At 67.2% G+C, this 23,101-nt stretch carries 18 protein-coding genes; 13 read left to right on the top strand and 5 right to left on the bottom strand.

Annotated elements, in window-relative coordinates; genetic code table 11:
• Positions 1-6: 6 nt before the first annotated feature.
• A complete protein-coding gene (locus tag HNP73_RS06645) occupies positions 7-369 on the bottom strand; it encodes an ArsR/SmtB family transcription factor (RefSeq protein WP_184147789.1) in 363 nt (120 codons plus the stop codon).
• A 236-nt stretch (positions 370-605) separates the two neighbouring features.
• Here HNP73_RS06645 and HNP73_RS06640 point away from each other — a divergent pair, with 236 nt between their 5' ends.
• The 8 genes from HNP73_RS06640 to HNP73_RS06605 all read left to right on the top strand — a co-directional run bounded on the left by HNP73_RS06640 (position 606) and on the right by HNP73_RS06605 (position 8,550).
• The gene (locus HNP73_RS06640; protein WP_184147788.1) at positions 606-974 is read left to right on the top strand and encodes an AtpZ/AtpI family protein; all 369 of its coding nucleotides are present in this window, start codon (positions 606-608) and stop codon (positions 972-974) included.
• Between the two features lie 7 nt (positions 975-981).
• Positions 982-1,737 carry a F0F1 ATP synthase subunit A gene (locus HNP73_RS06635; RefSeq protein WP_184147787.1) on the top strand — a complete coding sequence of 252 codons (756 nt, stop codon included), beginning with the start codon at positions 982-984 and terminating at the stop codon, positions 1,735-1,737.
• Between the two features lie 62 nt (positions 1,738-1,799).
• On the top strand, positions 1,800-2,036 hold the full coding sequence (locus tag HNP73_RS06630; protein WP_184147786.1) for a F0F1 ATP synthase subunit C: 237 nt from the start codon (positions 1,800-1,802) through the stop codon (positions 2,034-2,036).
• 60 nt (positions 2,037-2,096) lie between these two features.
• Positions 2,097-2,726, top strand: a complete 630-nt coding sequence (locus HNP73_RS06625; RefSeq protein ID WP_184147785.1) for a F0F1 ATP synthase subunit B' — start codon at positions 2,097-2,099, stop codon at positions 2,724-2,726.
• A gap of 4 nt (positions 2,727-2,730) precedes the next feature.
• A complete protein-coding gene (locus HNP73_RS06620) occupies positions 2,731-3,222 on the top strand; it encodes a F0F1 ATP synthase subunit B family protein (RefSeq protein ID WP_184147784.1) in 492 nt (163 codons plus the stop codon).
• A gap of 118 nt (positions 3,223-3,340) precedes the next feature.
• Positions 3,341-3,526 (top strand): zinc-finger domain-containing protein, encoded by a 186-nt coding sequence (locus HNP73_RS06615; RefSeq protein WP_184147783.1) that lies wholly within the window; start codon positions 3,341-3,343, stop codon positions 3,524-3,526.
• The gene (gene polA, locus HNP73_RS06610) at positions 3,522-6,347 is read left to right on the top strand and encodes a DNA polymerase I (protein ID WP_184148069.1); all 2,826 of its coding nucleotides are present in this window, start codon (positions 3,522-3,524) and stop codon (positions 6,345-6,347) included. Before HNP73_RS06615 ends, polA begins: the two co-directional genes overlap by 5 nt.
• A 199-nt stretch (positions 6,348-6,546) precedes the next feature.
• Positions 6,547-8,550 carry a PhoX family protein gene (locus tag HNP73_RS06605; RefSeq protein WP_184147782.1) on the top strand — a complete coding sequence of 668 codons (2,004 nt, stop codon included), beginning with the start codon at positions 6,547-6,549 and terminating at the stop codon, positions 8,548-8,550.
• Between the two features lie 111 nt (positions 8,551-8,661).
• Here HNP73_RS06605 and gyrA read toward each other — a convergent pair whose 3' ends face one another.
• Positions 8,662-11,304: a DNA gyrase subunit A gene (gyrA, locus tag HNP73_RS06600; protein WP_246399674.1), complete on the bottom strand. Its 2,643-nt coding sequence runs from the start codon at positions 11,302-11,304 to the stop codon at positions 8,662-8,664.
• Positions 11,305-11,756: 452 nt separating this feature from the next.
• Between gyrA and lpxC the strand changes: the two genes are divergently transcribed.
• The 5 genes from lpxC to HNP73_RS06575 all read left to right on the top strand — a co-directional run bounded on the left by lpxC (position 11,757) and on the right by HNP73_RS06575 (position 19,773).
• A complete protein-coding gene (gene lpxC, locus HNP73_RS06595; protein WP_184147780.1) occupies positions 11,757-12,674 on the top strand; it encodes a UDP-3-O-acyl-N-acetylglucosamine deacetylase in 918 nt (305 codons plus the stop codon).
• Positions 12,675-12,879: 205 nt separating this feature from the next.
• Positions 12,880-13,704: an outer membrane protein assembly factor BamD gene (locus tag HNP73_RS06590; protein ID WP_184148068.1), complete on the top strand. Its 825-nt coding sequence runs from the start codon at positions 12,880-12,882 to the stop codon at positions 13,702-13,704.
• A 13-nt stretch (positions 13,705-13,717) separates the two neighbouring features.
• Positions 13,718-15,367: a DNA repair protein RecN gene (recN, locus tag HNP73_RS06585; RefSeq protein ID WP_184147779.1), complete on the top strand. Its 1,650-nt coding sequence runs from the start codon at positions 13,718-13,720 to the stop codon at positions 15,365-15,367.
• A gap of 101 nt (positions 15,368-15,468) precedes the next feature.
• On the top strand, positions 15,469-17,508 hold the full coding sequence (locus HNP73_RS06580) for a right-handed parallel beta-helix repeat-containing protein (RefSeq protein WP_343063223.1): 2,040 nt from the start codon (positions 15,469-15,471) through the stop codon (positions 17,506-17,508).
• Between the two features lie 645 nt (positions 17,509-18,153).
• The gene (locus HNP73_RS06575; protein WP_221288236.1) at positions 18,154-19,773 is read left to right on the top strand and encodes a right-handed parallel beta-helix repeat-containing protein; all 1,620 of its coding nucleotides are present in this window, start codon (positions 18,154-18,156) and stop codon (positions 19,771-19,773) included.
• 37 nt (positions 19,774-19,810) lie between these two features.
• Here HNP73_RS06575 and HNP73_RS06570 read toward each other — a convergent pair whose 3' ends face one another.
• The 3 genes from HNP73_RS06570 to HNP73_RS06560 all read right to left on the bottom strand — a co-directional run bounded on the left by HNP73_RS06570 (position 19,811) and on the right by HNP73_RS06560 (position 23,100).
• The gene (locus HNP73_RS06570) at positions 19,811-21,616 is read right to left on the bottom strand and encodes an aminopeptidase P family protein (protein WP_184147777.1); all 1,806 of its coding nucleotides are present in this window, start codon (positions 21,614-21,616) and stop codon (positions 19,811-19,813) included.
• 84 nt (positions 21,617-21,700) lie between these two features.
• A complete protein-coding gene (locus HNP73_RS06565; RefSeq protein WP_184147776.1) occupies positions 21,701-22,759 on the bottom strand; it encodes a zinc-binding metallopeptidase family protein in 1,059 nt (352 codons plus the stop codon).
• Between the two features lie 155 nt (positions 22,760-22,914).
• A complete protein-coding gene (locus HNP73_RS06560; RefSeq protein WP_184147775.1) occupies positions 22,915-23,100 on the bottom strand; it encodes a PLDc N-terminal domain-containing protein in 186 nt (61 codons plus the stop codon).
• Between the last annotated feature and the right edge of the window lies 1 nt (position 23,101).

The raw sequence follows: 23,101 nt of genomic DNA, 5'->3' as shown, positions 1-23,101 counted from the left end.
ATCCGGTCAGCTGGTCTCCGCGCCAGTCTCCGCGCCAGTCTCCACGCCGGCCGCAAGCCCGGCGCGGACCAGTTCCTCCAGTGCGTCGAGGTCGTCCGCGTCAAACCCGCCGACGCCCTGTATCCAGATGCCGGCCGCCCGCAGCCCGTCCGGCAGCGCCCGGCAGGTGACTGCCCGCCCCGACCGCTCCTGCACGAGCAGCCCGGCGCGGGCGAGCACCTGAAGGTGCTTCGAGATCGCGGCGAGCGACATCTCGTGCGGCTCGGCGAGTTCCCCCACCGTCCGGTCACCGTCCATCAGCGCGGAGAGGATCGCCCGGCGCGTCGGGTCGGCCAATGCGGCAAAAATCACGTCGAGATCGGTGCTCATGCGCCATCCTGCTGGTGTCGCAGAAGAAATTCAACCGTTCGGTTGAGGATCGTGGCGGTGATCCCGGGGGCGCGCCGCGGCGCGAAAAAGCCATCGGACCATGGTCGGCGATTTGATAAAATCTACCTGCATCAAGCACTTGCCGAACTCGTGCGGTGCCGACATTCGCTTGACTCCCTGCTCCGCATTCCGTTACCACATCGCGCAAGCGAAAGCCGGCAGGGGAGCGGCCGGGCATGGCGGAAGACCCGTTTGACGAGAGACTGAAGCGTCTCGAAGAGCGGATCGCCGCAGCCAAGGCGACCCGGGAGGAACCGGCGCCAAGAGGGCACGGGGAGTACACCCAGGGCTCGCTCGCGTGGCGGATGGTGACGGAGCTGGTCGCTGGCATGGCCCTCGGTCTGGGGATCGGCTACGCGATCGACTGGGCGGCGGGAACGATGCCGATCTTTCTGGTGGTGTTCGCACTGCTGGGGTTCGCGGCGGGGGTCCGCACGATGATGCGCACCGCTCAGGAGGTGCGTGAGGGACGCGGAGAGGCGGCGCTGTCGCGCCGACCAGCCAACGACAATATGCGGGATCCGGGCGATCCCGACGAGGAGTGAGAGGGCAATGGCGGAAGAAGCGGGCGGCAGCGGGTTCAACATTCACCCGATGGAGCAGTTCAAGGTCACTCCGCTGTTCGGCGGGGACACCGTCCACTGGTTCACCCCGACGAACGCGACCCTCTGGCTGCTGCTGACGGTCGCCGCGGCGAGCGCGCTCATGCTCATGGGTTCCCGCAGCCGGGCGCTCGTCCCGACCCGGGCGCAGTCCATGGCCGAAGCGACCTATGGCTTCGTCCACAAGATGGTGACCGACATCACCGGCAAGGAAGGCGCCAAGTACTTCCCGTACATCATGACGCTCTTCCTCTTCGTCCTCTGCTCGAACCTGCTCTCGCTCATTCCGACCAGCTTCGCGCCGACCTCGCACATCGCGGTCACGGCGGTCCTCGCGCTGGCGGTCTTCATTTCGGTGACGGTGATCGGCTTCGTGAAGCACGGCGCCCACTTCCTGAACCTGTTCTGGGTGGCGAGCGCGCCGACCGTGGCGCTGCGGATCGTCCTCGCGGTGATCGAGGTCATCTCCTACTTCGTCCGGCCGCTCAGCCACTCGGTCCGGCTTGCCGGCAACCTGATGGCGGGCCACGCGGTGCTGAAGGTGTTCGCGGGCTTTGCCGGCGCGCTCGGCCTCGTGGCGGTGGTGCCGATCTTCGCGATCGTGGCGATCTACGGCCTCGAGGTGATGGTGGCGGTGATCCAGGCCTACGTCTTCGCGATCCTGACCTGTGTCTACCTGAACGACGCGCTGCATCCGGGCCACTGAGGCCCGGACGGCGACCCGACCGAACCTGACTTCTTCCAAAGAACCCCACAAGGAGAGAGAATATGGAAGGCAATATCGCGGAGATGGGCCAGTTCATCGGCGCGGGCCTCGCCTGCGTTGGCATGGGCGGCGCCGGCATCGGCGTGGGTCTCGTGGCCGGCAACTTCCTGTCGGGCGCGCTCCGCAACCCCGCGGCTGCCGGCGAGCAGACTGCCACGCTCTTCATCGGCATCGCGTTCGCCGAAGCGCTCGGCATCTTCTCGTTCCTCGTCGCGCTGCTGCTGATGTTCGCGGTCTGATCCGCGGACATTGACGCAACGCCGCGGGCCGATTCGGGCCCGCAGAGGACGGAGTGAGAGATGGCGACCGACACCGCCGTAATCGTGATTGCGCAGGCCGAGACCGGGCACGTCCAAGTGACGCCGGCAGCGGGCGAGCACGCAACCGACGGGCACACCACGGAGACACTCGGGGCGACCAACCTGGCGCACGCCGAATCCGGCATGCCTCAGCTTGACCCCGGCATCTATCCGAACCTGATCTTCTGGCTTCTTGTCTCCATCATCGCGCTCTACTTCATCCTGACGCGCGTCGCCCTGCCGCGCATCGGTACGGTGATTGCCGAGCGCAACGATGCCATCGCCAACGACATCGAACAGGCGGCGGCATTGAAGCGCCGGGCGGAGGAGGCCGAGGCCGCTTACACCAAGGCGCTCGCCGAGGCACGGGACGAGGCGCACCGCATCGCCGCCGAGACCAAGGCGGGGATCGACAAGGAGCTTGCCGGGCTGATGGCCAAGGCCGACGGCGAGATCGCCGCGAAGGCCGGCGAGTCGGAGAAGCGCATCGCCGAGATTCGCGACAATGCCGCGAAGAGCGTCGAAGAAGTTGCACGGGACACCACGGGCGAGATCGTCCGGGCACTGCTGCCCGGTGCCGATGACACGGCTGCGGTCGAGGCTGCCATCGCCAACCGGCTGAAGGGCTGACGCCATGGATTTCCTCAACAACACCGACATCGTCGTTGCCATCGGCTTCGTCATCTTCGTCGGCATCCTCATCTACGTGGGTGTGCCGGCAATGGTCACGAAGAAGCTCGACGAGCGCGCCGTCCGTATCCGCAAGGAACTCGACGAAGCCCGCGCGCTGCGCGACGAGGCCCAATCGCTTCTCGCGTCCTATGAGCGCCGCCAGAAAGAGGTGAGCGTTCAGGCCGAGGAGATCGTGGCCGCCGCGCGGGTCGAGGCCGAGAAGGCCGCCGAGACCGCGAAGGAGGAGATCCGCCGGTCGGTTGCCCGCCGCATGCAGACTGCGGGCGAGCAGATCCAGGCGGCCGAGCAGGCGGCGATCCGGCAGATCAAGGACCGCGCCGTCGCCGTTGCGGTCGCCGCGGCCGGCGACGTGCTGAAGCAGCGGATGCAGCCTGGCGAAGCGGACAAGCTCGTCGATCAGGCGATCAGCGAGGTCGGAGCAAAGCTCCACTGATCCGGACGTTCCGCGTGACGTGAAGGCCGCCCGTGGGCGGCCTTTTCGTTTGCCGAACGATTGCTCATGCCACCATGCTCGGGCTAAGACCGTGCCGAGCCATTCGACGGAGCGACCCATGGCAGCGCCAGCCCCCGAGACCATTGAAGTGACCCAGAGCCGCATTGCCTGCGACGGCAGTGGCGGCGCCGGCGGCCACCCGCGCGTGTGGCTGCAGATCGACCCGGAGAAGGGTTTCGTCGAGTGCGGCTATTGTGATCGCCGCTATGTCCTGAAGCCGGGCGCCGGGCACGAGGACCATTGAGGTGACGCCCTTCGCCAAGGGCAGCCACCTGCACCTGATCGACGGGTCCGGGTTCATCTTCCGGGCCTATCACGCCCTGCCACCGCTGACCCGCAAGTCCGACGGCTTGCCGATTGGCGCGGTCGCCGGCTTCTGCAACATGATCTGGAAGATGTTGCAGGAAACCAAGGGCGACGACGCGCCGACGCACATGGCGGTGGTCTTCGACAAGTCCGAGCAGACGTTCCGCAAGGACATCTATCCCGCCTACAAGGCCCAGCGCCCCGACCCGCCCGATGATCTGAAGCCGCAGTTCCGCCTGATCCGGGATGCGACGCGGGCGTTCAACCTGCCGTGCATCGAGAAGGACGGCTTCGAGGCCGACGACATCATCGCGACTTACGCCACCGCGGCGGCGGCCGCCGGCGGGCGCGTCACCATCGTCTCGGCCGACAAGGACCTGATGCAGCTCGTCGCCCCCGGCATCGAGATGTTCGACACGCTGAAGAACCGCGCGATCGGCCCTGACGAGGTGTTCGAGAAATTCGGCGTCGCGCCGGACCGGGTGATCGACGTGCAGGCCCTCGCGGGTGACTCCGTCGACAACGTCCCCGGTGCGCCGGGGATCGGCATCAAGACCGCGGCGCAGTTGATCGGCGAATACGGCGATCTCGAGACGCTGCTGGCGCGGGCGGCCGAGATCAAGCAGCCGAAACGCCGCGCGACGCTCATCGACAACGCCGAGCAGATCCGCGTCTCCCGGGATCTCGTCACCCTGCGCCGCGACGTCGAGCTTGCCGACGGCATCGAGACGCTCGAGGTGCGCGAGCCGGAGGCCGAGCAACTGCTGGAGTTCCTCGCGCTGATGGAGTTCCGCACCCTCGCCACCCGGGTGGCGTCGAAGCTGAAGGTCGAGGCGCCTGTCATCGGCGACACCGCGGGCTTCGCGCCGCCCGCTTCCGGCACGGACGTGCGGGTTCTCGGTGCCGGCGAGCCGCCGCCTGTCGTGCCGATCGACCGCAGCGTCTACACGGTGCTGCGCGACGAGGCGGCACTGGACGCCTGGCTCGCCCGGATACCCGCGCGCGGCGTGGTTGCGGTCTCGGTGGAGGGCATCGGCTCCGACGAGGTGACCGGCGAGATTGCCGGCGTCGCGCTAGCGATCGGCCCTGGCGCCGCGGCCTATCTGCCGCTCGGCCACGTGACCGCCGGCGGCGATCTCTTCTCCGCCGAGGGGCAGATCCCGCTCGCCGCCGCCCTCGCCAGGCTGAAGCCGGTGCTGCAAGATGCCTCCGTCCTGAAGATCGGCCACGACGTGAAGCGCGCCGTGAAGCTCTTCGCGCGGCAGGGGATCGCGCTCGCGCCGATCGACGACACCATGCTTCTCTCCTACGCGCTCCACGCCGGATTGCACGGCCATGGGCGCGACGTGCTGGCGGAAGAGTTCCTCGGCCACCAGCCGCTCGCACGCCGGCCGCTGCTCGGCGGCGGCAAGTCGGCGCGCGGCTTCCGCGAGGTGCCGATCGAGGAGGCCGCTCCCTACGCGGCCGAGGACGCGGAAATCATCTGGCGGCTCTGGAACGCGCTGAAGCCGAAGCTGCCGTTCGCCCGTGTGACGCGGGTCTACGAAACGATGGAACGCCCGCTCGTCCCGGTGCTGGCCGAGATGGAGCGGAACGGCATCCGCGTCGACCGGGCCCGCCTCTCGCGTCTCTCGGGCGACTTCGCGCAACGGATGGCGGCGCTCGAATCGGAAATCCACACGCTCGCCGGCAGCCCGTTCAACATCGGCTCGCCGAAGCAGCTCGGCGAGGTCCTGTTCGAGCAGATGAGCCTGCAGGGTGGCAAGCGCGGCAAGACCGGCGCCTATGGCACTGGCGCGGACGTGCTGGAGGAGCTGGCGGCGCAGGGCCACGACTTGCCGGCTCGGGTGCTCGACTGGCGGGCGCTCTCCAAGCTGAAATCGACCTACACCGACACGCTGCAGGACGCGATCAACCGCGAGACCGGGCGGGTCCACACGTCCTACCAGATCGCCGGTGCCGCGACCGGCCGGCTCGCCTCCACCGACCCGAACCTGCAGAACATTCCCGTCCGCACCGACGAGGGCCGCCAGATCCGCGAGGCATTCGTCCCCGAGGCCGGCAACGTCCTGCTGTCGCTCGACTACAGCCAGATCGAGCTGCGCATCCTCGCGCACATGGCCGACATCGGCGCGCTGCGTCAGGCGTTCCACGACGGGCTCGACATCCACGCGATGACCGCCTCCGAGATGTTCGGCGTGCCGATCGAGGGTATGCCCTCCCACATCCGGCGGCAGGCGAAGGCGATCAACTTCGGGGTGATCTACGGGATCTCGGCCTTCGGGCTCGCCAACAACCTGCGCATCCCGCGCGCCGACGCCCAGCGCTTCATCGACACCTATTTCGAGCGATTCCCCGGCATCCGGGAGTACATGAACCGCACGGTGGCCTTCGCGAAGGAGCACGGCCACGTGGAGACGCTGTTCGGACGCCGCATTCACACGCCGGAGATCAACGCCAAGGGTCCGCACGCGGGCTTCGCCTCGCGGGCCGCGATCAATGCGCCGATCCAGGGCTCGGCGGCGGACATCATCCGGCGCGCGATGATCCGTGTCCCGGCGGCGATCGCCCATCTTCCGGCGAAGATGCTGTTGCAGGTCCACGACGAACTGCTGTTCGAGGTCGCCGAAAGTGCTGCGGAGGAAACCGCCGAGGTCGTGCGCGCGGTCATGTCCACGGCGGCGCTGCCGGCGGTCGCGCTCGATGTACCGCTGGTGGTCGATGCCGGTTGGGGCGAGAGCTGGTCGGCGGCACACTGAGACCGGGCGGAAGAGCGGAAGCGCCATAAAGCTCAACTCGTTGCGGCGCGCGCCCATCCTGCGGAGCGTGCGCTGCATTGCACTATGACACAAGTCTGTCACTCGCAGGTCACCGAACCATCGTGATCGCTTCCTAGAAGGGCCTCAGCCAACGAGCCAGGCCCGGCAGGCGCTGCCGCGGCCCAGTAGCGAGAGTGTCATGACAGAACGACTGAACCCCTTCCGCAGCAGCCGTCTCGAGCAGTCCGAGGGCCCGGGGCTCAATCCCACCAGCAATCCGACGATGGGCGAGATCATCGCCGAGCGCTTCTCGCGCCGGGGCGTGCTCAAGGGCGCCCTCGCGACGGCGGCCATCGCCGCCACCGTCAGCCCGCTCGCGCTCATCACCGCCGACCGCGCCGCTGCGGCCGACGGGACGGGCAAGTCCGCCTTCGATTTCCCCGAGGTCGAGGCGGGCATCGACACGACGCACCACGTGGCCGACGGCTACGACGCGGACATCCTGCTGCGCTGGGGCGACCCGCTCTTCACGGACGCGCCGGCCTTCGACGTACGCGCCCAGACGCCGGCCGCGCAGGAGCGCCAGTTCGGCTACAACAACGACTTCGTGGGCTTCATTCCGCTCGAGGGTGACGCGAACCACGGCCTGCTCGTGGTGAACCACGAGTACACCGACGCCCACATGATGTTCCCGGGCATCGTCGAGATCGTCGACGACGAAGGCGGCGAGAAGGTCATCAGCCTCACCCCCGCCGACCAGAACCGGGTGGATGTCGAGATGGCCGCGCACGGCGGCACCATCGTCGAGATCCGCAAGACCGGCGGCAAGTGGCAGGTCGTCACCGACGGCGCACTGAACCGCCGCATCACGGTCGGAACCGAGATGGAAGTCACCGGGCCGGCCGCCGGCAGCCCGCGTCTCGTGACCGCCGCCGATCCGACCGGCCGCAAGGTCTTCGGCACCATCAACAACTGCGCCGGCGGCGTCACGCCCTGGGGCACCTACATCATGGCCGAGGAGAACATCCACGGCTACTTCATGGGCGAGCTGCCCGCCGGTCACCGCGAGGCGCAGAACTACGAGCGTCTCGGCATCCCCGAGGGCAGCTACGAGTGGGGCAAGTTCCACGATCGCTTCGACGTCTCGAAGGATCCGAACGAAGCGAACCGTTTCGGCTGGGTGGTCGAAGTCGACGTGCTTGACCCGACGTCGGTCCCGCGCAAGCGCACCGCGCTCGGCCGCTTCAAGCACGAGGGTGCCGAGAGCATCGTCGCGCCCGGCGGGCAGGTCGTCTTCTACCTCGGTGACGACGAGCGTTTCGACTACGTCTACAAGTTCGTCAGCGCCGGCAAGTTCAACGCCGACGACCGCGCCGCCAACCTGAACCTGCTCGACGAGGGCACGCTCTACGTGGCACGCTTCGACGCGGACGGCACCATGGTCTGGCTGCCGCTCACCTTTGGCGAGGGCCCGCTCACCACGGCGAACGGCTTCGAGAACCAGGCCGACGTGCTGATCGAGACCCGCCGCGCCGCCGACCTCCTCGGCGCCACGCCGATGGACCGGCCCGAGGACATCGAGCCGAACGCGTCGAACGGCCACGTCTACGTCATGCTGACCAACAACACCAAGCGCAAGGCGGACGACGTCAACCCCGCCAACCCGCGCGCCGACAACGCCTTTGGCCACATCATCGAGATCATCGAGGCCGAGGGCGACTTCGCCGCGACCACCGGCACCTGGGAGATCCTGCTGAAGTGCGGTGATCCGAGCATCGCCGAAGTGGGTGCGACGTTCTCGACGGCCACCACGGTAAACGGCTGGTTCGGCATGCCGGACAACTGCTCCGTGGACAGCGACGGCCGGCTCTGGGTCGCGACCGACGGCAACAGCCCGTCCGCGACCGGCCGCACCGATGGCGTCTGGGCGGTCGATACCGCCGAGGGCGCGCGGGGCACCTCGCGGCTGTTCTTCCGGGTGCCGGTCGGCGCCGAGATGTGCGGGCCGCGGATGCTGGACGACATGGAGACCATGTTCGTGGCCGTGCAGCACCCGGGCGACGGTGGCGATGACTGGGAAGGCTTCGGCCGGTTGTCCCACTTCGACGATCCGTCGACCCGCTGGCCCGATTTCGCTGACGGCACTCCGCCGCGGCCCTCGGTCATGGCGATCACCCGGACCGGCGGCGGCCGGATCGGCTGACCGCCGACGCGGGCCTCCTTCGAGGCCCGGTCAAACGAAAGGCGGGGCCGTCCGGCCCCGCGATCTCTCAGACTGTCATGGCCACATGCAGCGGGCCGACACCCGTGCCGATCAGGCCTCTTCCTCGCCGCTCTCCGCGATCAGCGCCACCGAGACCACCTTCTCGTCGGCCGCGGTATTGAAGACCCGCACGCCGCCCGCGCCGCGCGAGCGGAACGAGATCTCCGAGACCGGCACGCGGATCGACTGCCCGGCATCGGTCGCGAGCATCACCTGTGCGTCGATCTCCACCGGGAAGAGCGCCACCAGCGGCCCGCCGCGCATCGCCCGGTCCATGGCCGCGACGCCCTGACCACCCCGCCCGCGCACCGGATAGTCGTGGGACGACGAGAGCTTTCCCGCGCCCTTCTCGGTCACGGTCAGCAGCAGGTCTTCCGCCTCGGACATCTCCACATAGCGCGGCTGGCCCAGCTCGAAGCCTCCGGTGGCGACGGTCTCCTCGTCGTCGTCCAGGGGTTCGACCTCTTCCTCCGCGGCACCGGCGACCGCACGGCGCATCTTGAGGTATGCCTCGCGCTCCTCGGGGCTCGCCTCGAAGTGACGGATGATCGCCATCGACACGACCTCGTCGTCGCCGCCGAGGCGGATGCCCCGGACCCCGGTGGAATCGCGGCCCTTGAAGACCCGCACGTCCGGCACCGGGAAGCGGATCGCCCGCCCGCCCTTGGTCGTGAGCATCACGTCGTCGCCCTCGGAACAGATGCCGGCGGCGATGAGCCGCGTGCCCTCGGGCAGCTTCATGGCGATCTTGCCGTTCGCCTTGACGTTGGTGAAGTCGTCAAGGGCGTTGCGCCGCACGTCGCCGTCCGAGGTGGCGAACATGATCTGCAGGTTCGCCCACTCCGCTTCGGGCACGTCGACCGGCAGGATCGCCGCCGCAGATGCGCCCTGCGGGATCGGCAGGATGTTGACGATGGCCTTGCCGCGGGCGTTGCGGTTGCCGAGCGGCAGACGCCAGGTCTTCAGCTTGTAGACCATCCCGTCGGTCGAGAAGACGAGGAGCGCCGTGTGGGTGTTCGCCACGAAGAGCCGCGTGACGAAGTCTTCGTCCTTCGTCGCCATGCCCTGCGTGCCCTTGCCGCCGCGCCGCTGCGAGCGGTACTCGGTCAGGGGGGTGCGCTTGATGTAGCCGCCCTGCGTGACCGTGACGACCATGTCCTCACGTTCGATCAGGTCCTCGTCGTCGAGGTCGGATTCCCACTCCATCACCTCGGTGCGCCGCGGCACCGCGAAGAGCTCGCGCACCTCGCGCAGCTCGTCGGAGATGATCGCCATGATCCGGGTGCGCGAGCGCAGGATGTCGAGGTAGTCGGTGATCTTGCCGGCCAGCTCCTGCAACTCGTCGGTCACCTCGCGCACGCCGAGCGCGGTCAGCCGCTGGAGCCGCAGGTCGAGGATGGCGCGCGCCTGAATCTCGGACAGGTTGTAGGTGCCGTCGTCGTTCATCGTGTGCGTCGGGTCGTCGATCAGCCGGATGTAGGGCGCGATGTCCGCCGCCGGCCAGCGCCGCGCCATCAGCCGCTCGCGCGCCTCCGCCGGATCGGCAGAGGAGCGGATCGTCGCCACCACTTCATCGACATTCGAGACCGCGACCGCGAGACCGCAGAGGATATGCGCCCGCTCGCGCGCCTTGCGAAGCTCGTAGGCTGTGCGCCGCGCCACCACCTCCTCGCGGAAGGCGATGAAGTGGACGAGGAAGTCCCGGAGCGTCAGCTGTTCCGGCCGCCCGCCGTGCAGCGCCAGCATGTTGCAGCCGAAGGTGGTCTGCAGCGGCGTGAAGCGGAAGAGCTGGTTCAGCACCACGTCGGGCGTCGCGTCGCGGCGCAGCTCGATCACCACGCGCACCCCGAAGCGGTCGCTCTCGTCCTGCACGTGGGCGATGCCCTCGATCCGCTTTTCGCGGGCAAGCTCGGCGATGCGCTCGATCATCACCGCCTTGTTGACCTGATAGGGGATCTCGGAGACGACGATCGCCATCCGGTTGCCCTTCACCTCCTCGAACCGGGTCTTTGCCCGGAGGATCACCGAGCCGCGGCCCTCGTGATAGGCCTTCCTCGCGCCGGAGCGGCCGAGGATGATGCCGCCTGTCGGGAAGTCCGGGGCGGGAATGAACTCCATGAGCTCGGCAATCGTGAGGTCGGGGTTCTCGATCAGCGCCAGCGTCGCGTCGATCACCTCGCCGAGGTTGTGCGGCGGGATGTTCGTCGCCATGCCCACGGCGATGCCGCCCGCGCCGTTGACCAGCATGTTCGGGAAGCGCGCCGGCAGGACCGTCGGCTCCATGTCCTTGCCGTCGTAGTTCGGCTGGAAGTCGACCGTATCCTTGTCGATGTCGGCGAGGAGATACCCCGCGACCTTCGCCATCCGCACTTCGGTGTAACGGAAGGCTGCCGCCTTGTCGCCGTCCATGGAGCCGAAGTTGCCCTGCCCGTCGAGCAGCGGCAGCGACATGGAAAAATCCTGCGCCATGCGCACCAGCGCGTCATAGATCGCCGCGTCGCCGTGCGGGTGGTACTTGCCCATGGTGTCCGCCACCGGGCGGGACGACTTCCGATACGACTTGTCGTAGGTGTTGCCGACCTCGTGCATGGCATAGAGAATGCGCCGGTGAACCGGCTTCAGCCCGTCGCGGAGGTCGGGAATTGCACGCGCAACGATCACGCTCATGGCGTAGTCGAGATAGGAGGCGCGCATCTCCGCCTCGATCGCCACGGCTGGGCCGTCGTGCGGCACCTTGGGCGTCTTGGGGAGGTCGTCCTCGTCGGGCGTATCGGTCAAGGTCGGTTCCTGACGGGAAGATCGGGTCTTCTCTATAGGACGGGGCGGCGTCCGGTGCAACCCGGATTAACCCGCACGTCGGATATCATCCCTTTGTTATTTCAGGATTTCCGCCCGGAATGGCTTTGGCCGGGCAGCGGCCATGGGCCGGATCGTTCACGGGCCATCATCGCCGGGGGCATCTCCGTCGCGCGAGTTTTCTGACCTGCGAGACACCTGCAAGGCGAGTCCTCCCGCACGCCGCGCGCGAGCATGTTGCAAACAGTCACAAACCTTGATTTGTCCCAAATCTGTCAAATCCCTACATGTCCGATCGTGAAGGAGCCTGCGACAAGATGCGCGCGGCGAAACTTGCCGGGGGTGTGGGCATGCAGACGACGTTGAAAACCGCGGTGACACTGGTCGGGACCGGGCTCCACTCAGGCCGACCGGCGCGGCTTGTCATCAACCCGGCGACCGAGGGCGGCATCCGCTTCCGGCGCGTCGATGTGACCGACCGCGACAATATCATCCCGGCTCTCTACGACCGCGTGACCGACACCCGCCTCTGCACGCTGATCTCGAACGACGCCGGCGTTTCCGTCGGAACGATCGAGCACGTGATGGCGGCGCTCGCCGGCACCGGCGTCACGCATGCGCTCATCGACATCGACGGGCCGGAAGTGCCGATCATGGACGGCAGTTCGTGGCGCTTCGTGCAGGCGATCCTGCGCGCCGGCCTCGATTCCGTGGCGGGCCCGCTCCGCGCGATCCGCGTGCTCGCGCCGGTTCGGGACGAGCAGGGCGACGTCATCGCCGAGCTGACGCCCGCCGATACGCTGACGATCGACTTCGAGATCGACTTTCCCGATGCGGCGATCGGCCATCAGGCCCGCGCCATGTCCATGGTGAACGGCGCCTTCGTCCACGAGCTGGCCGACTGCCGCACGTTCTGCCGCCGGGCGGACGTCGATGCGATGCAGGCGCACGGGCTCGCGCTTGGCGGCTCGCTCGACAACGCGGTGGTCGTCGAAGGCGACAAGGTGCTGAACCCCGGCGGCTTCCGCCGGACCGACGAATGCGTCCGTCACAAGATGCTCGACGCGCTTGGCGACCTCGCGCTGGCGGGGGCCCCGATCCTCGGGGCCTATCGCGGGGTGCGGGCGGGCCATGGCGCGACCAACCGACTACTCCGGCGGCTGTTTGCCACGCCGGGTGCCTGGGAGGAGATCACGCTCGACGCCGAAGCGGCGAGCCTGCTTCCGGGCGCCGGCGTCGATGCGGCGGATCTGCGCCGCGTCGGGTGAGGTTTGTGCCGAGTGAAGTTGGGGCGGTACAGTGAGTAGGGGAAGCGCAGCCCGAACCTCGGGCTGCGCTTTTCGTTTCAACCCCCCCGGATCATGTGCTAACTGCAGGCGACCGGCTTAGCCGGCGGGCCCGGACAAGGGCCGAAATACCAGAGGCGGCAGGGGAGTAGCAGGCTTGGTAGGTCGAGGATGGGCACTTGCCGCCATGCTCGTGCTGTCGGCTTGCGGCAATGGCTCGCTCGGATCCGGTCTTGGATCCCTCGGGTTCGGGACGCGTGAGCCGCCAATCGAGACACGGACTGCGCAGGAGATTTATCTCGGCGCGGAGAAGCTCTATGACGAGGGCGACCCCCAGAAGGCGGGTCAGCAGTTCTCGGAAGTCGAGCGTCTCTATCCCTATTCCGAGTGGTCGAAGCGCGCGATGCTCATGTCGGCGTTCGCGTACCATGAAGCGTCGAAGTACGCCGACAGCCGCGCCGCGGCCGAGCGGTATCTTGAATTCTATCCGGCGGATGTGGACGCGCCCTACGCGCAGTTCCTCATCGCCCTGTCTTACTACGACCAGATCGTCGATATCGGCCGCGACCAGTCGAATGCCTTCGATGCGCTGCAGGAAATGCGCGACATCATCGAGCGCTATCCTGACAGCGAATACGCCAAGTCGGCGCAGATGAAGTTCGAGCTGGCGCTCGACCATCTGGCCGGCAAGGAGATGGAGATCGGCCGCTACTACCTGTCGCGTGGCTTCTACACCGCGGCGATCAACCGGTTCCGGGTGGTGGTCGAGGACTACCAGACGACGACGCAGACACCGGAGGCGCTTTACCGGCTGGTCGAGGCGTATCTCTCCCTCGGGCTCGTCCATGAGGCGCAGACTGCCGCGGCAATCCTTGGATACAACTTCCAGGGGACGGACTGGTATCAGAGCGCCTACAGGCTCCTGACGGGTCGTGGCGTCGAGCCGGGCAACGTCGGCGACAGCTGGCTGAACCAGACCTATCGCCAGGTGGTGCAAGGCAAGTGGCGCTGAGCGGCCGGCTCTGATGCTCCGGGCGCTCTCGATACGTGACATGGTGCTGATCGAGGCGGCGGATCTCGATTTCCGCCCGGGACTGAACGTCCTGACCGGCGAGACCGGTGCGGGCAAATCGATCCTCCTCGACTGCCTCGGCTTCGTGCTCGGCTGGCGCGGCCGCGGCGGCGAGGTACGCTCCGGCGCATCGCAGGGCGAAGTGGTCGCGGAGTTCGCGCTGCCTGACGGGCACCCGGCGAACAACGTGCTCGAAGCGGCGGGCCTGCCATCGGGGCCGGAGCTCATCCTGCGCCGGACGGTGTCGCCGGATGGCCGGCGGCAGGCCTGGGCGAATGACCGCCGCGCCACCACCGAAACGCTGCGCGCGCTTTCCGACACGCTGGTGGAGCTGCACGGGCAGCAGGACGATCGCGGCCTGCTCGACGCGCGCGGCCATCGGGCACTGCTTGACGCCTTTGCCACCGACGAGGCGGCGCTTGCCGCCGTGCGCTCGGCATGGGCGGATCGGGCGGCGGCGGTGGCAGCACTCGCGGCCGCCCGGGACCGGCTGGCCGCCGCGGCGCGCGATCGCGATTTTGTCAGTCATGCGGCGGGGGAGCTCGGAGAGCTCGCACCCGAGCCGGGCGAGGAACCCGCGCTCGACGCGCGCCGTCGGGCGCTCCGGGCGGCGGAGCGGATCCGCGACGATCTCGGCCACGCCATGCAGGCGCTTGGCCCGGATGGCGCGGAGGGCCCGCTGCTCCAGGCGATGCGCTGGCTCGAAGCGGTGGCGGCCGAAGCGGAGGGCGCCGTCGATCCGGCGCTTGATGCGATCGGGCGGGCGCTCGCGGAGATCGGCGAGGCCGGCAGTACGGTCGACCGCTTCCTCACCGACGTTGCCGGCGAGCCCGGCGAACTCGAACGGGTCGAGGAGCGGCTCTTCGCGATCCGTGGCCTTGCCCGGAAGCATCAGGTGGGGCCGGACGACTTGCCCGCCCTCGCCGAGGATTTTGCCGAAAGGCTCCGGGCGCTCGACGAGGGCGAAGAGGGGCTCGGCCGGCTCGACGCGGCGGTGGCGGCGGCGGATGCCGGATATGCGGCCGCGGCGGCCCGGCTCGGCGCCGTCCGTCGCACTGCCGCGAAACGGCTCGACACGGCGATGGCGGCGGAACTGAAGCCGCTGAAGCTCGAACGCGCGGTGTTCGCCACTGAGGTCGATGCGGGCGACCCGGGGCCGGACGGGTCCGACCGGGTGCGCTTCACGGTCGCGACGAACCCCGGCGCGCCGTCGGGGCCGCTCGACCGGATTGCCTCCGGGGGTGAGCTGTCACGCTTCCTTCTGGCGCTCAAGGTCTGCCTGAGCGCCCGCGCGCCGGACCTCACGCTGATCTTCGACGAGATCGACCGTGGCGTGGGCGGCGCGACCGCCGACGCGGTCGGCCGGCGCCTGCAGGCTCTCGGCCGCGAGGCGCAGGTCCTCGTCGTCACGCATTCCCCGCAGGTCGCCGCGCGCGGAGCGCACCACTGGCAGGTCGGCAAGACCGTCGCGAAGGGCGTGACGCGCACTCGAATCGAGGCGCTCGGCGAGGCGGAGCGCGTAGAGGAAATTGCCCGGATGCTCGCGGGTGACACGATCACCGAAGAGGCCCGGGCCGCGGCCCGATCGCTCCTCGCAGGGTAACGGCACTCCCGAAAAGCCTGTGTGGCTTGGGGGAGACGGTTCCCACAGAATCAGATTTTGAGACGCTCGGCGGAAAACCGCTCGCCATTCCGGGGGATCGGATGGCGAGTTGTTATAACTGCAAGAGCTTAATACGGTTTTGCCAGTATCAGGCTGATTTGGGGAATCAACCTTCGGAAGATGTCTCGGCATTTTTCGAATCGATACTTCGTGGGGTGCATGGCAGTCGGTCAGTAGACGAACGTAGTACGGAGCAATTCCGCACAACGTGTGTCATTTTCTTGCCGATTCCATACTTTGGAAGGATAGATGGGGGGCAAATGGCGACTTACTATGTGTCGGTAAATGGAAGTAACACGGGCAACGGGAGTGCCGCGTCGCCCTTTCGTACAATCTCAAAAGCGATGTGGAAACTCGCCGCCGGTGACGAGGTCATCGTCGGGCCGGGCACCTACAACGAGATGGTCAGGATCAGCGCGAACGGAACCGCTGACAATCCCATCACGGTACGCTCGGCGGTGCCCGGAGCGGCAAAGATTGTCACGAACCAGACCTTCGGCGTCCATGTGCAGGGCGACTACGTCAAGGTCGACGGTTTCGACATCTCCGGCGCTTCGGGAGCGGGCGTCACCGCGAACCTGACGCACCATGTGACGATCTCGAACAACATCGTCCACGACAACGGGTCGAACGGCATCTCCGCCTCGCGGTCCGACTTCACCACCATCGAGGGGAATGTCACCTACCGCAACGCCGCCAACGGCCCGTACTCCGGCATCTCGGTCTATCACCCGGAGAACATCACCGGCGACACCACGACGTACGGCTACCGCATCATCGTGCGGAACAACGTCTCCTATGACAACGTCACCAAGACCGGCGCGCACTCCGACGGCAACGGGATCATCATGGATGACTTCCGGAGCACCCAGGATCTCACGCGCACGCCCTACCTGTTCCCGTCGCTCGTCGAGAACAACGTCGTCTACAACAACGGCGGCAAGGGCGTTCAGGTCGACTGGAGCGACTACGTCACCGTCCGCAACAACACTTCGTGGCACAACAACCTCGACCCGAAGAAGTCCGGCACGTGGCACGGCGAGCTCAGCAACATGAACGCGAGCCACAACACGTGGGTCAACAACATCGCGGTCGCTGACCCGACCGTCTCGGGCACCGGCACGGCGATCGATAACACGTCGAACAACGGCTACATCAACTCAGACAACATCTGGCGCAACAACCTCACCTACAACGGCACGTCGGGCGACGATTCCGTCCGGACGACGGGAGGCAACACCAAGCTGTCGCCCGAGCACGGCAACTTGCTCGGCATCAATCCGATGTTCCTCGGCGCGCCCGGAAACTTCACCCTCCACCCGGATTCACTGGCCATCGACGGCGGCACCAAGAACTACGGCTTCCCGGTTCTCGACAGCGACGGCAATCCGCGCCAGGGCGGGCTCGACATGGGTGCGATCGAGAGCGGCACCAGGCCCGAAGTCCCGCCGCCGGCCCCGGCAATCCGCGGCACCGTGGCAAATGACTTCCTCGCAGGCACCGCCAACGGGGATCTGATGTACGGCGATCTCGGCAACGACGTGATGCAGGGCAACGCAGGCAACGACACGATCAACGGCGAGAGCGGCCACGATCAGCTGTACGGAGGTCTTGGGGACGACCTGCTCAATGGCGGCATGGGGAACAACCGGATCTTCGGTGAAGCCGGCAACGACACCTTGTTCAGCCTCAACGGTGGCGACTGGCTCGACGGCGGCGCGGGCAACGACCTGCTCCGCAGCGGCGCCGGCAAGGACACCCTGATCGGCGGAACGGGCGCGGACTCCTTCGTGTTCTCGGTCGTGACCGACGCTGGAAACGGACTCAAGTCCGATGAGATTCGCGACTTCTCCAGCCTCCAGGGCGACAAGATCAACTTAAGCGGGATTGACGCCGACACCGGCACTACCGGAAATCAGGCCTTCACTTTCATCGGGGCCAACGCGTTCTCGGGAATTGCCGGCGAACTGCAGTATGTCAACGGTCGACTGGCCGGGGATATCAACGGCGACGGAGTGACCGATCTGTTCCTCAATCTGATCGGAAATCCTGCCCTCTCGGGCGGGGATATCCTGCTCTGAACCACCCGGCGGCAGACCACCGTGCATGGATGATCTGCCGCCGGCAATCCGCTGATCCCGAGAAATAAACTTCGGGCAGTGCTGATACACGGAAGGCGCCCTGAACTGCCGCGAGGCGCCGCTCCTGCGGCGCCTCGATCTTGTTCAGGCAGTCCGGTTTTCCCCATCTCAAAGCGCCATATTGCGCAAACGGTGTTGGGTTCCGCACCGCTCGCCGTAAACGGTAAAAACGGCGGGATCTCGCTCAATACGACTTCATGACGATCTAGCGCTTGAGGCACAAGCTCTGGGCACATACTCAATTGGCCAGTGCTGGTTCCGGCGCTGGCATCAGGCTGAAGTAGCCTGGAGTTGGTGTCGGAGAAATGATCGGGCTCCAAGAGGTCAGGCGCGCCGTGTTGGTGGTGTGCTCCTAGGGAATATTACCAACCCATTAACGAGGTTGGATTCTCTTGCTTGGTTAAGGCCCTGAGAAGACTAAAGGGACAGTGAATGACTACGTACTATGTGTCAGCCGGGGGCAGCGCCTCCGGTAACGGAAGCTCGTCGAATCCTTGGAAGACCATTTCCAAGGCGATGCAGGCGAACCTCAAGCCTGGAGACGAAGTCGTCGTTCGTGCGGGCACCTACCACGAGTCCGTTCGCATGAGTAAGAACGGTACGGCCAACGACTACATCACGCTCCGTTCCGAAAAGCCCGGTGCCGCCAAGATCGTCGCCACTGATACTTACGGCGTCCACATTCAGGCTGACTACGTCAAGCTTGACGGGTTCAACATCACAGGCGCGACGGGCGCTGGCGTCACCGCGAACCTCGTCCATCACGTCCAGATCACCGACAACATCGTCCACGACAACCTCCGGCACGGTATTTCGGCCTCGCGTTCCGAGTTCGTGACCGTCGAAGGCAACGTCACCTATGGCAATGCCGCGACCGGGTTCTATTCGGGCATCTCGATCTTCCACCCGGAGAACGTGACCGGCGATACCTCGTCGAAGGGCTTCCGCATCATCGTGCGCGGCAACATCTCCTACGACAACGTGACGAAGTCGGGGCCGCACAGCGACGGCAACGGCATCATCATGGATGACTTCCGCCACACCAAGGGCGAGGGCAAGGCCTACCTCTTCGCGTCGCTGGTCGAGAACAACCTTGTCTACAACAATGGCGGCAAGGGCATTCAGCTTGCCTGGAGCGACTACGTGACGGTGCGCAACAATACCGCGTACCACAACAATACCGACCCGAAGAAGACCGGCACGTGGCACGGCGAGCTCAGCAACATGAACTCGAGCAACAACATTTGGGTCAACAATATCGGTGTCGCAAACCCGAATATCAGCGGCCATAACACGGCGGTCGATAACACGTCGTTCGTCGGGTACACCAACAAGAACAACACGTGGAAGAACAACCTGACCTTTGCGGGCAAGGATGGCGTTGAATCGGTCCGGCTCACCGGCTCGAACGTCGGCCTGAGCAAGGGCGATGGCAATCTCCTCGGCGTCAATCCGAATTTCGTCAACCCCGGCAGCAACTTCGAGCTGAAGGGCGGCTCGCCGGCGATCGATGCCGGCACCAAGGCCTTCGGATATTTCTCGGTCGGCCTCGACAGTGGTACCCGTGTCGGCATGATCGACATCGGCGCCTACGAGTTCGGCAGCGGCGGTGGCGGCTCGACCCCGAGCCCGGAGCCCGAGCCGGAGGTTCCAACCACCCCGACAGATCCGACGGATCCGACGCCGACCCCAACGGTCACCGGCACCTCGGGACGCGACGTCATGAACGGCACCGCCGGCAACGACGTGTTCAACGGTCTTGCCGGGAACGACAAGCTGAACGGCTTCGGGGGGATCGACTTGCTCACCGGTGGCGGCGGGCTCGATACCCTCGACGGCGGCGCGGGCAACGACGTCCTGCATGGCGGCACCGGCAAGGACATTCTCATCGGTGGCACCGGAGCCGATCGTTTCGTCTTCAAGACGGTGGCGGAGGCCGGCAAGGGCACCGGGCAGGACCAGATCCGCGACTTCTCCCGCGCCCAGGGCGACAAGATTGACCTCGGCAACATCGATGCCCACGCCGGTCAGTCGGGCAACCAGACCTTCACCTACATCGGTTCGAAGGGGTTCAGCGGTCAGGCGGGCCAGCTCCGCTATTCCGACGGCCACGTCGCTGGCGATGTGAACGGCGACAAGGTTGCCGATTTCCATATCGACATCGCGAACCACCACGCCCTGCAGGCGTCGGACTTCTTCCTCTGACGTCGAGATCGCGGCCGCCCACCGGCGGCCGCCTCCATCAAAGCGGCGCGCAGGCTCCCGTGAGCCAGCGCGCCGTTTCCGTATCGACCAGCGGCCCGAGCGCCGCGAGCACGCGGGCATGATAGGCATCGAGCCACGCCCGCTCGTCGGTATCGAGCAGGCTCGGGTCAATCAGGCTCCGGTCGATCGGCGCGAGCGTCAGGGTCTCGAAGCCGAGCATCGGCCGGTCGCCGCCCTCCGGCGTCTCGGGCGCGCGGACGATGACGAGGTTTTCCGTACGGATCCCGAAGGCGCCGTCACGATAGTAGCCGGGCTCGACCGACAGGATCATCCCCGGCAGCAGCGGCTCCAGGCCGCGCCGCGACAGGCTCTGCGGACCTTCATGCACCCCGAGATAGACGCCGACGCCGTGACCGGTGCCGTGATCATAGTCGAGCCCCGCGCGCCAGAGCGGCGCGCGGGCGATGGCGTCGATGTCGCGCCCGGCGAGGCCCTGTGGCCAGCGCGCCCGGCTCATGGCGATCACGCCCTTCAGGACCAGCGTGAATGGCCGGATCGCCTCGGCTTGCACCTCGCCGATCGCCACCGTGCGGGTGATGTCGGTGGTGCCGTCGAGGTATTGTGCGCCCGAGTCGATCAGCAGCAGCTCGCCGGGTGAGATCACCCGGTTCGTCGCCTCGGTGACACGGTAATGGACGATTGCGCCGTTCGGGCCGGCGCCGCAGATCGTCTCGAACGAGATGTCGCGAAGCGCGCCCGTCGCGGCGCGTGTCTCTTCCAGACGCCGCACCACGTCGATTTCGGTCAGCCCACCCTCCGGGGCGGTAAGGGCGAGCCAGGCGAGGAATTCGGCGAAGGCCACGCCGTCGCGCAGATGAGCCACCCGGGTGCCGGCGAGCTCAGCCCCGGTCTTCTGTGCCTTGGGCAGGATGCAGGGATCGCGCTCCGGCACGGCCTCGCAACCAGTGGCGGCGTCGAGGCGGTCGAACACCCAGACGGGGGCGGTCGCCGGATCGACGGCGACACGGCCATGGAGCGCGTCGAGCGCCGGGCCAAACTCCGCCTCCGGCGCTACGCGCACCTCCGGCCCGAGGGCGGCGAGCGCGGCGGCGTCGAGCTTCTCCGGGGCGGTGAAGAGGTCGACCCTTGCATCGGCGTGCAGGATGGCAAACGCGAGCGGCACGGGAGTCCGGGCAATGTCGCTGCCCCGGACGTTCAGCAGCCAGGCGATCGAGTCAGGCAGCGTCAGGACGGCCGCCGCGATGTCTCGCTCGGTGAGATCGCGCGCGATGGCGCCGCGCTTCTCGGTCGAGCTCCGGCCCGCGAGGTCCGCCGGATGCGGCACGACGGGGCGCGTCGGCGCCGCCGGCTGGTCGGCCCAGACCGCATCGACGAGGTTCGCGCCGGGCACCAGCCCGAGCTGGCGCGACCCGACCTTGTCGCGAAGCTCGGTGATCTCGCGCGCCGTGTGCAGCCACGGATCATAGCCGACGCGACCGCCCTGCGGCAGCACCTCGGTCAGCCAGTCGGCGGCGGTGTCTTCGGGGATGCGGCGGATCTCGAAGACCGCCTGATCGACCTGTCCCTGCACCTGCAACCGGTAGCGGCCGTCAACGAACACCACGGCCCGCTCGGCGGTGACGATGGCGAAGCCCGCCGACCCGGTGAAACCGGTCAGCCACGCCAGCCGTTCGTCGCGCGGGGCGACGTTCTCACCCTGATGCGCGTCGGCGCGCGGGATCAGAAAGGCATCGACCCCGGCGCCGGCCATGGCGCCGCGAAGCGCCGCGACCCGCGCGGCCCCGGTCCCGGGCGTGGTGCGCTGGGCAAAATCCTGAAGCATGGGGGGTCCTTCGTCTTGTCGTCGGGCACCCGTGTTAGCGACCGCCGGGGCGGGCGGTCAATCCGGCCAGACCGGCAACACGCCTCACCCGGACCGTTTCGCGCCGCGCACGAGCTGGTGGATGAACCGCAGCTTCTCGATGACCGGCGGGGTCAGCGCGAACGGATAGAGATCCGGTTGCCCCATGCTGCGGTTCAGGCTGTTGAGTGCCACCGACAGCGGCAGCCACGCGTCGATCAGCTTGTCGAAGTTGCGCGTGCGATACGGGTCGAACGTCAGCTCCACCACGGTATCGGGGTCGTCGCTCACATCGGGCTCGATCGTGACGCCAAAGCTCTCCGCCGTGTCGAGTGTGTCGACGATGTGCAAATAGTGGGTCCAGGTCTCGGCGAAATCCTCCCACGGATGCATCGTCGCATAGGCGCTGATGTAGCCCTCCTGCCAGCCCTCCGGCGCGCCGGTCTGGTAGTGCCGTTGCAACGCCTGCTGATAGTCGAGTGTCTCGTCACCGAACACCGCGCGGCAGGCGTCGAGCTTGCCGCCGTCACGCACCAATTCGTTCCAGTAGAAATGCCCGATCTCGTGGCGCATGTGCCCGAGCAGCGTCCGATAGGGTTCGCCCAGCTCCACCCGCCGCCTCTCCCGCTCGGCCGGGTCCGCCTCGGCGATGTTGAGCGTGATCAGCCCGTCGTCGTGCCCGGTCAGCACCGGCGCGCTCGGATCGGAGTCCGCGAGAAAGTCGAAGGCAAGCCCGTGCGCCGCGCCCTCCGCCCGGCTCGGGATCGGCAGGCGGAGGCGCCGGAGCGCGTAGACGAGCCGGCGCTTGGCCACCTCGATCTCCCGCCAGAGCGTGGCGCGGACCGGGTCGGAGATGTCCGGGATCGTGCGGTTCAGGCGGCACGACGGGCAATAGACCGCATCCCCGCCCGCCGGCACCAGCCAGTTGCAGGCACCGAGCGTCGCGTTCTCGCAGTACCGCCAGAGCCCATTGTCCGCCAGCGCCCGCCAGGCGCCGTCCTCGGCCGCCAGTGCCGTCAGCTCCAGCGTCTCGGGGATGAGCCCGAGCGAGCTGCCGCAGCGCATGCAGACCGAGTTCTCGAAGTGCAGCAGCTGCCCGCAGTTCTGGCAGGAGAAAAGTCGCATGTCGGTGCTCCGTCGCGCGGCCGCACCCCGCCGCCGCCGCTGAAGGCGACACGATCGGTGCGATGAAATGACATGGGCCGGATGGCGCCATGGGCGCATTGCCCGTCAGCGCAACGCGCAGCACTCCGCCGGGGTTGCGGGCGGGTGTGCGGGCCTCAGCCCCTCGCGGCGCGCGGGCCGAAGATCAGCCAGGCGATGAAGCCGATGACCGGCAGCAGCAGGATCACCAGCACCCAGATCAGCTTCGAGCCGGTGCTCGCGTTCGATCCGACCACCGAAATCAGCGCCCAGATGTCGAGCACCAGGACGATAAGGCCGCCAAGTCCAAGTCCAGAGATCATC

It is taken from the genome of Amaricoccus macauensis, assembly GCF_014201905.1.
Lineage (GTDB): Bacteria > Pseudomonadota > Alphaproteobacteria > Rhodobacterales > Rhodobacteraceae > Amaricoccus > Amaricoccus macauensis.
Note: the sequence above shows the minus strand (reverse complement) of the source record. Positions and strands in the feature narration are given on the sequence as shown.

Excerpts from the sequence above, each read along its gene's own strand:
- HNP73_RS06620 (WP_184147784.1), top strand. The coding sequence starts at position 2,731 with ATGGATTTCCTCAACAACACCGACATCGTCGTTGCCATCGGCTTCGTC.
- HNP73_RS06575 (WP_221288236.1), top strand. The coding sequence starts at position 18,154 with ATGAGTAAGAACGGTACGGCCAACGACTACATCACGCTCCGTTCCGAA.
- recN (WP_184147779.1), top strand. The coding sequence starts at position 13,718 with ATGCTCCGGGCGCTCTCGATACGTGACATGGTGCTGATCGAGGCGGCG.
- HNP73_RS06640 (WP_184147788.1), top strand. The coding sequence starts at position 606 with ATGGCGGAAGACCCGTTTGACGAGAGACTGAAGCGTCTCGAAGAGCGG.
- HNP73_RS06605 (WP_184147782.1), top strand. The coding sequence starts at position 6,547 with ATGACAGAACGACTGAACCCCTTCCGCAGCAGCCGTCTCGAGCAGTCC.
- HNP73_RS06625 (WP_184147785.1), top strand. The coding sequence starts at position 2,097 with ATGGCGACCGACACCGCCGTAATCGTGATTGCGCAGGCCGAGACCGGG.
- HNP73_RS06635 (WP_184147787.1), top strand. The coding sequence starts at position 982 with ATGGCGGAAGAAGCGGGCGGCAGCGGGTTCAACATTCACCCGATGGAG.
- gyrA (WP_246399674.1), bottom strand. The coding sequence starts at position 11,304 with ATGCGCGCCTCCTATCTCGACTACGCCATGAGCGTGATCGTTGCGCGT.
- HNP73_RS06570 (WP_184147777.1), bottom strand. The coding sequence starts at position 21,616 with ATGCTTCAGGATTTTGCCCAGCGCACCACGCCCGGGACCGGGGCCGCG.
- HNP73_RS06580 (WP_343063223.1), top strand. The coding sequence starts at position 15,469 with ATGGCGAGTTGTTATAACTGCAAGAGCTTAATACGGTTTTGCCAGTAT.
- HNP73_RS06630 (WP_184147786.1), top strand. The coding sequence starts at position 1,800 with ATGGAAGGCAATATCGCGGAGATGGGCCAGTTCATCGGCGCGGGCCTC.
- HNP73_RS06590 (WP_184148068.1), top strand. The coding sequence starts at position 12,880 with ATGCTCGTGCTGTCGGCTTGCGGCAATGGCTCGCTCGGATCCGGTCTT.
- HNP73_RS06645 (WP_184147789.1), bottom strand. The coding sequence starts at position 369 with ATGAGCACCGATCTCGACGTGATTTTTGCCGCATTGGCCGACCCGACG.
- HNP73_RS06615 (WP_184147783.1), top strand. The coding sequence starts at position 3,341 with ATGGCAGCGCCAGCCCCCGAGACCATTGAAGTGACCCAGAGCCGCATT.
- HNP73_RS06565 (WP_184147776.1), bottom strand. The coding sequence starts at position 22,759 with ATGCGACTTTTCTCCTGCCAGAACTGCGGGCAGCTGCTGCACTTCGAG.
- HNP73_RS06560 (WP_184147775.1), bottom strand. The coding sequence starts at position 23,100 with ATGATCTCTGGACTTGGACTTGGCGGCCTTATCGTCCTGGTGCTCGAC.
- lpxC (WP_184147780.1), top strand. The coding sequence starts at position 11,757 with ATGCAGACGACGTTGAAAACCGCGGTGACACTGGTCGGGACCGGGCTC.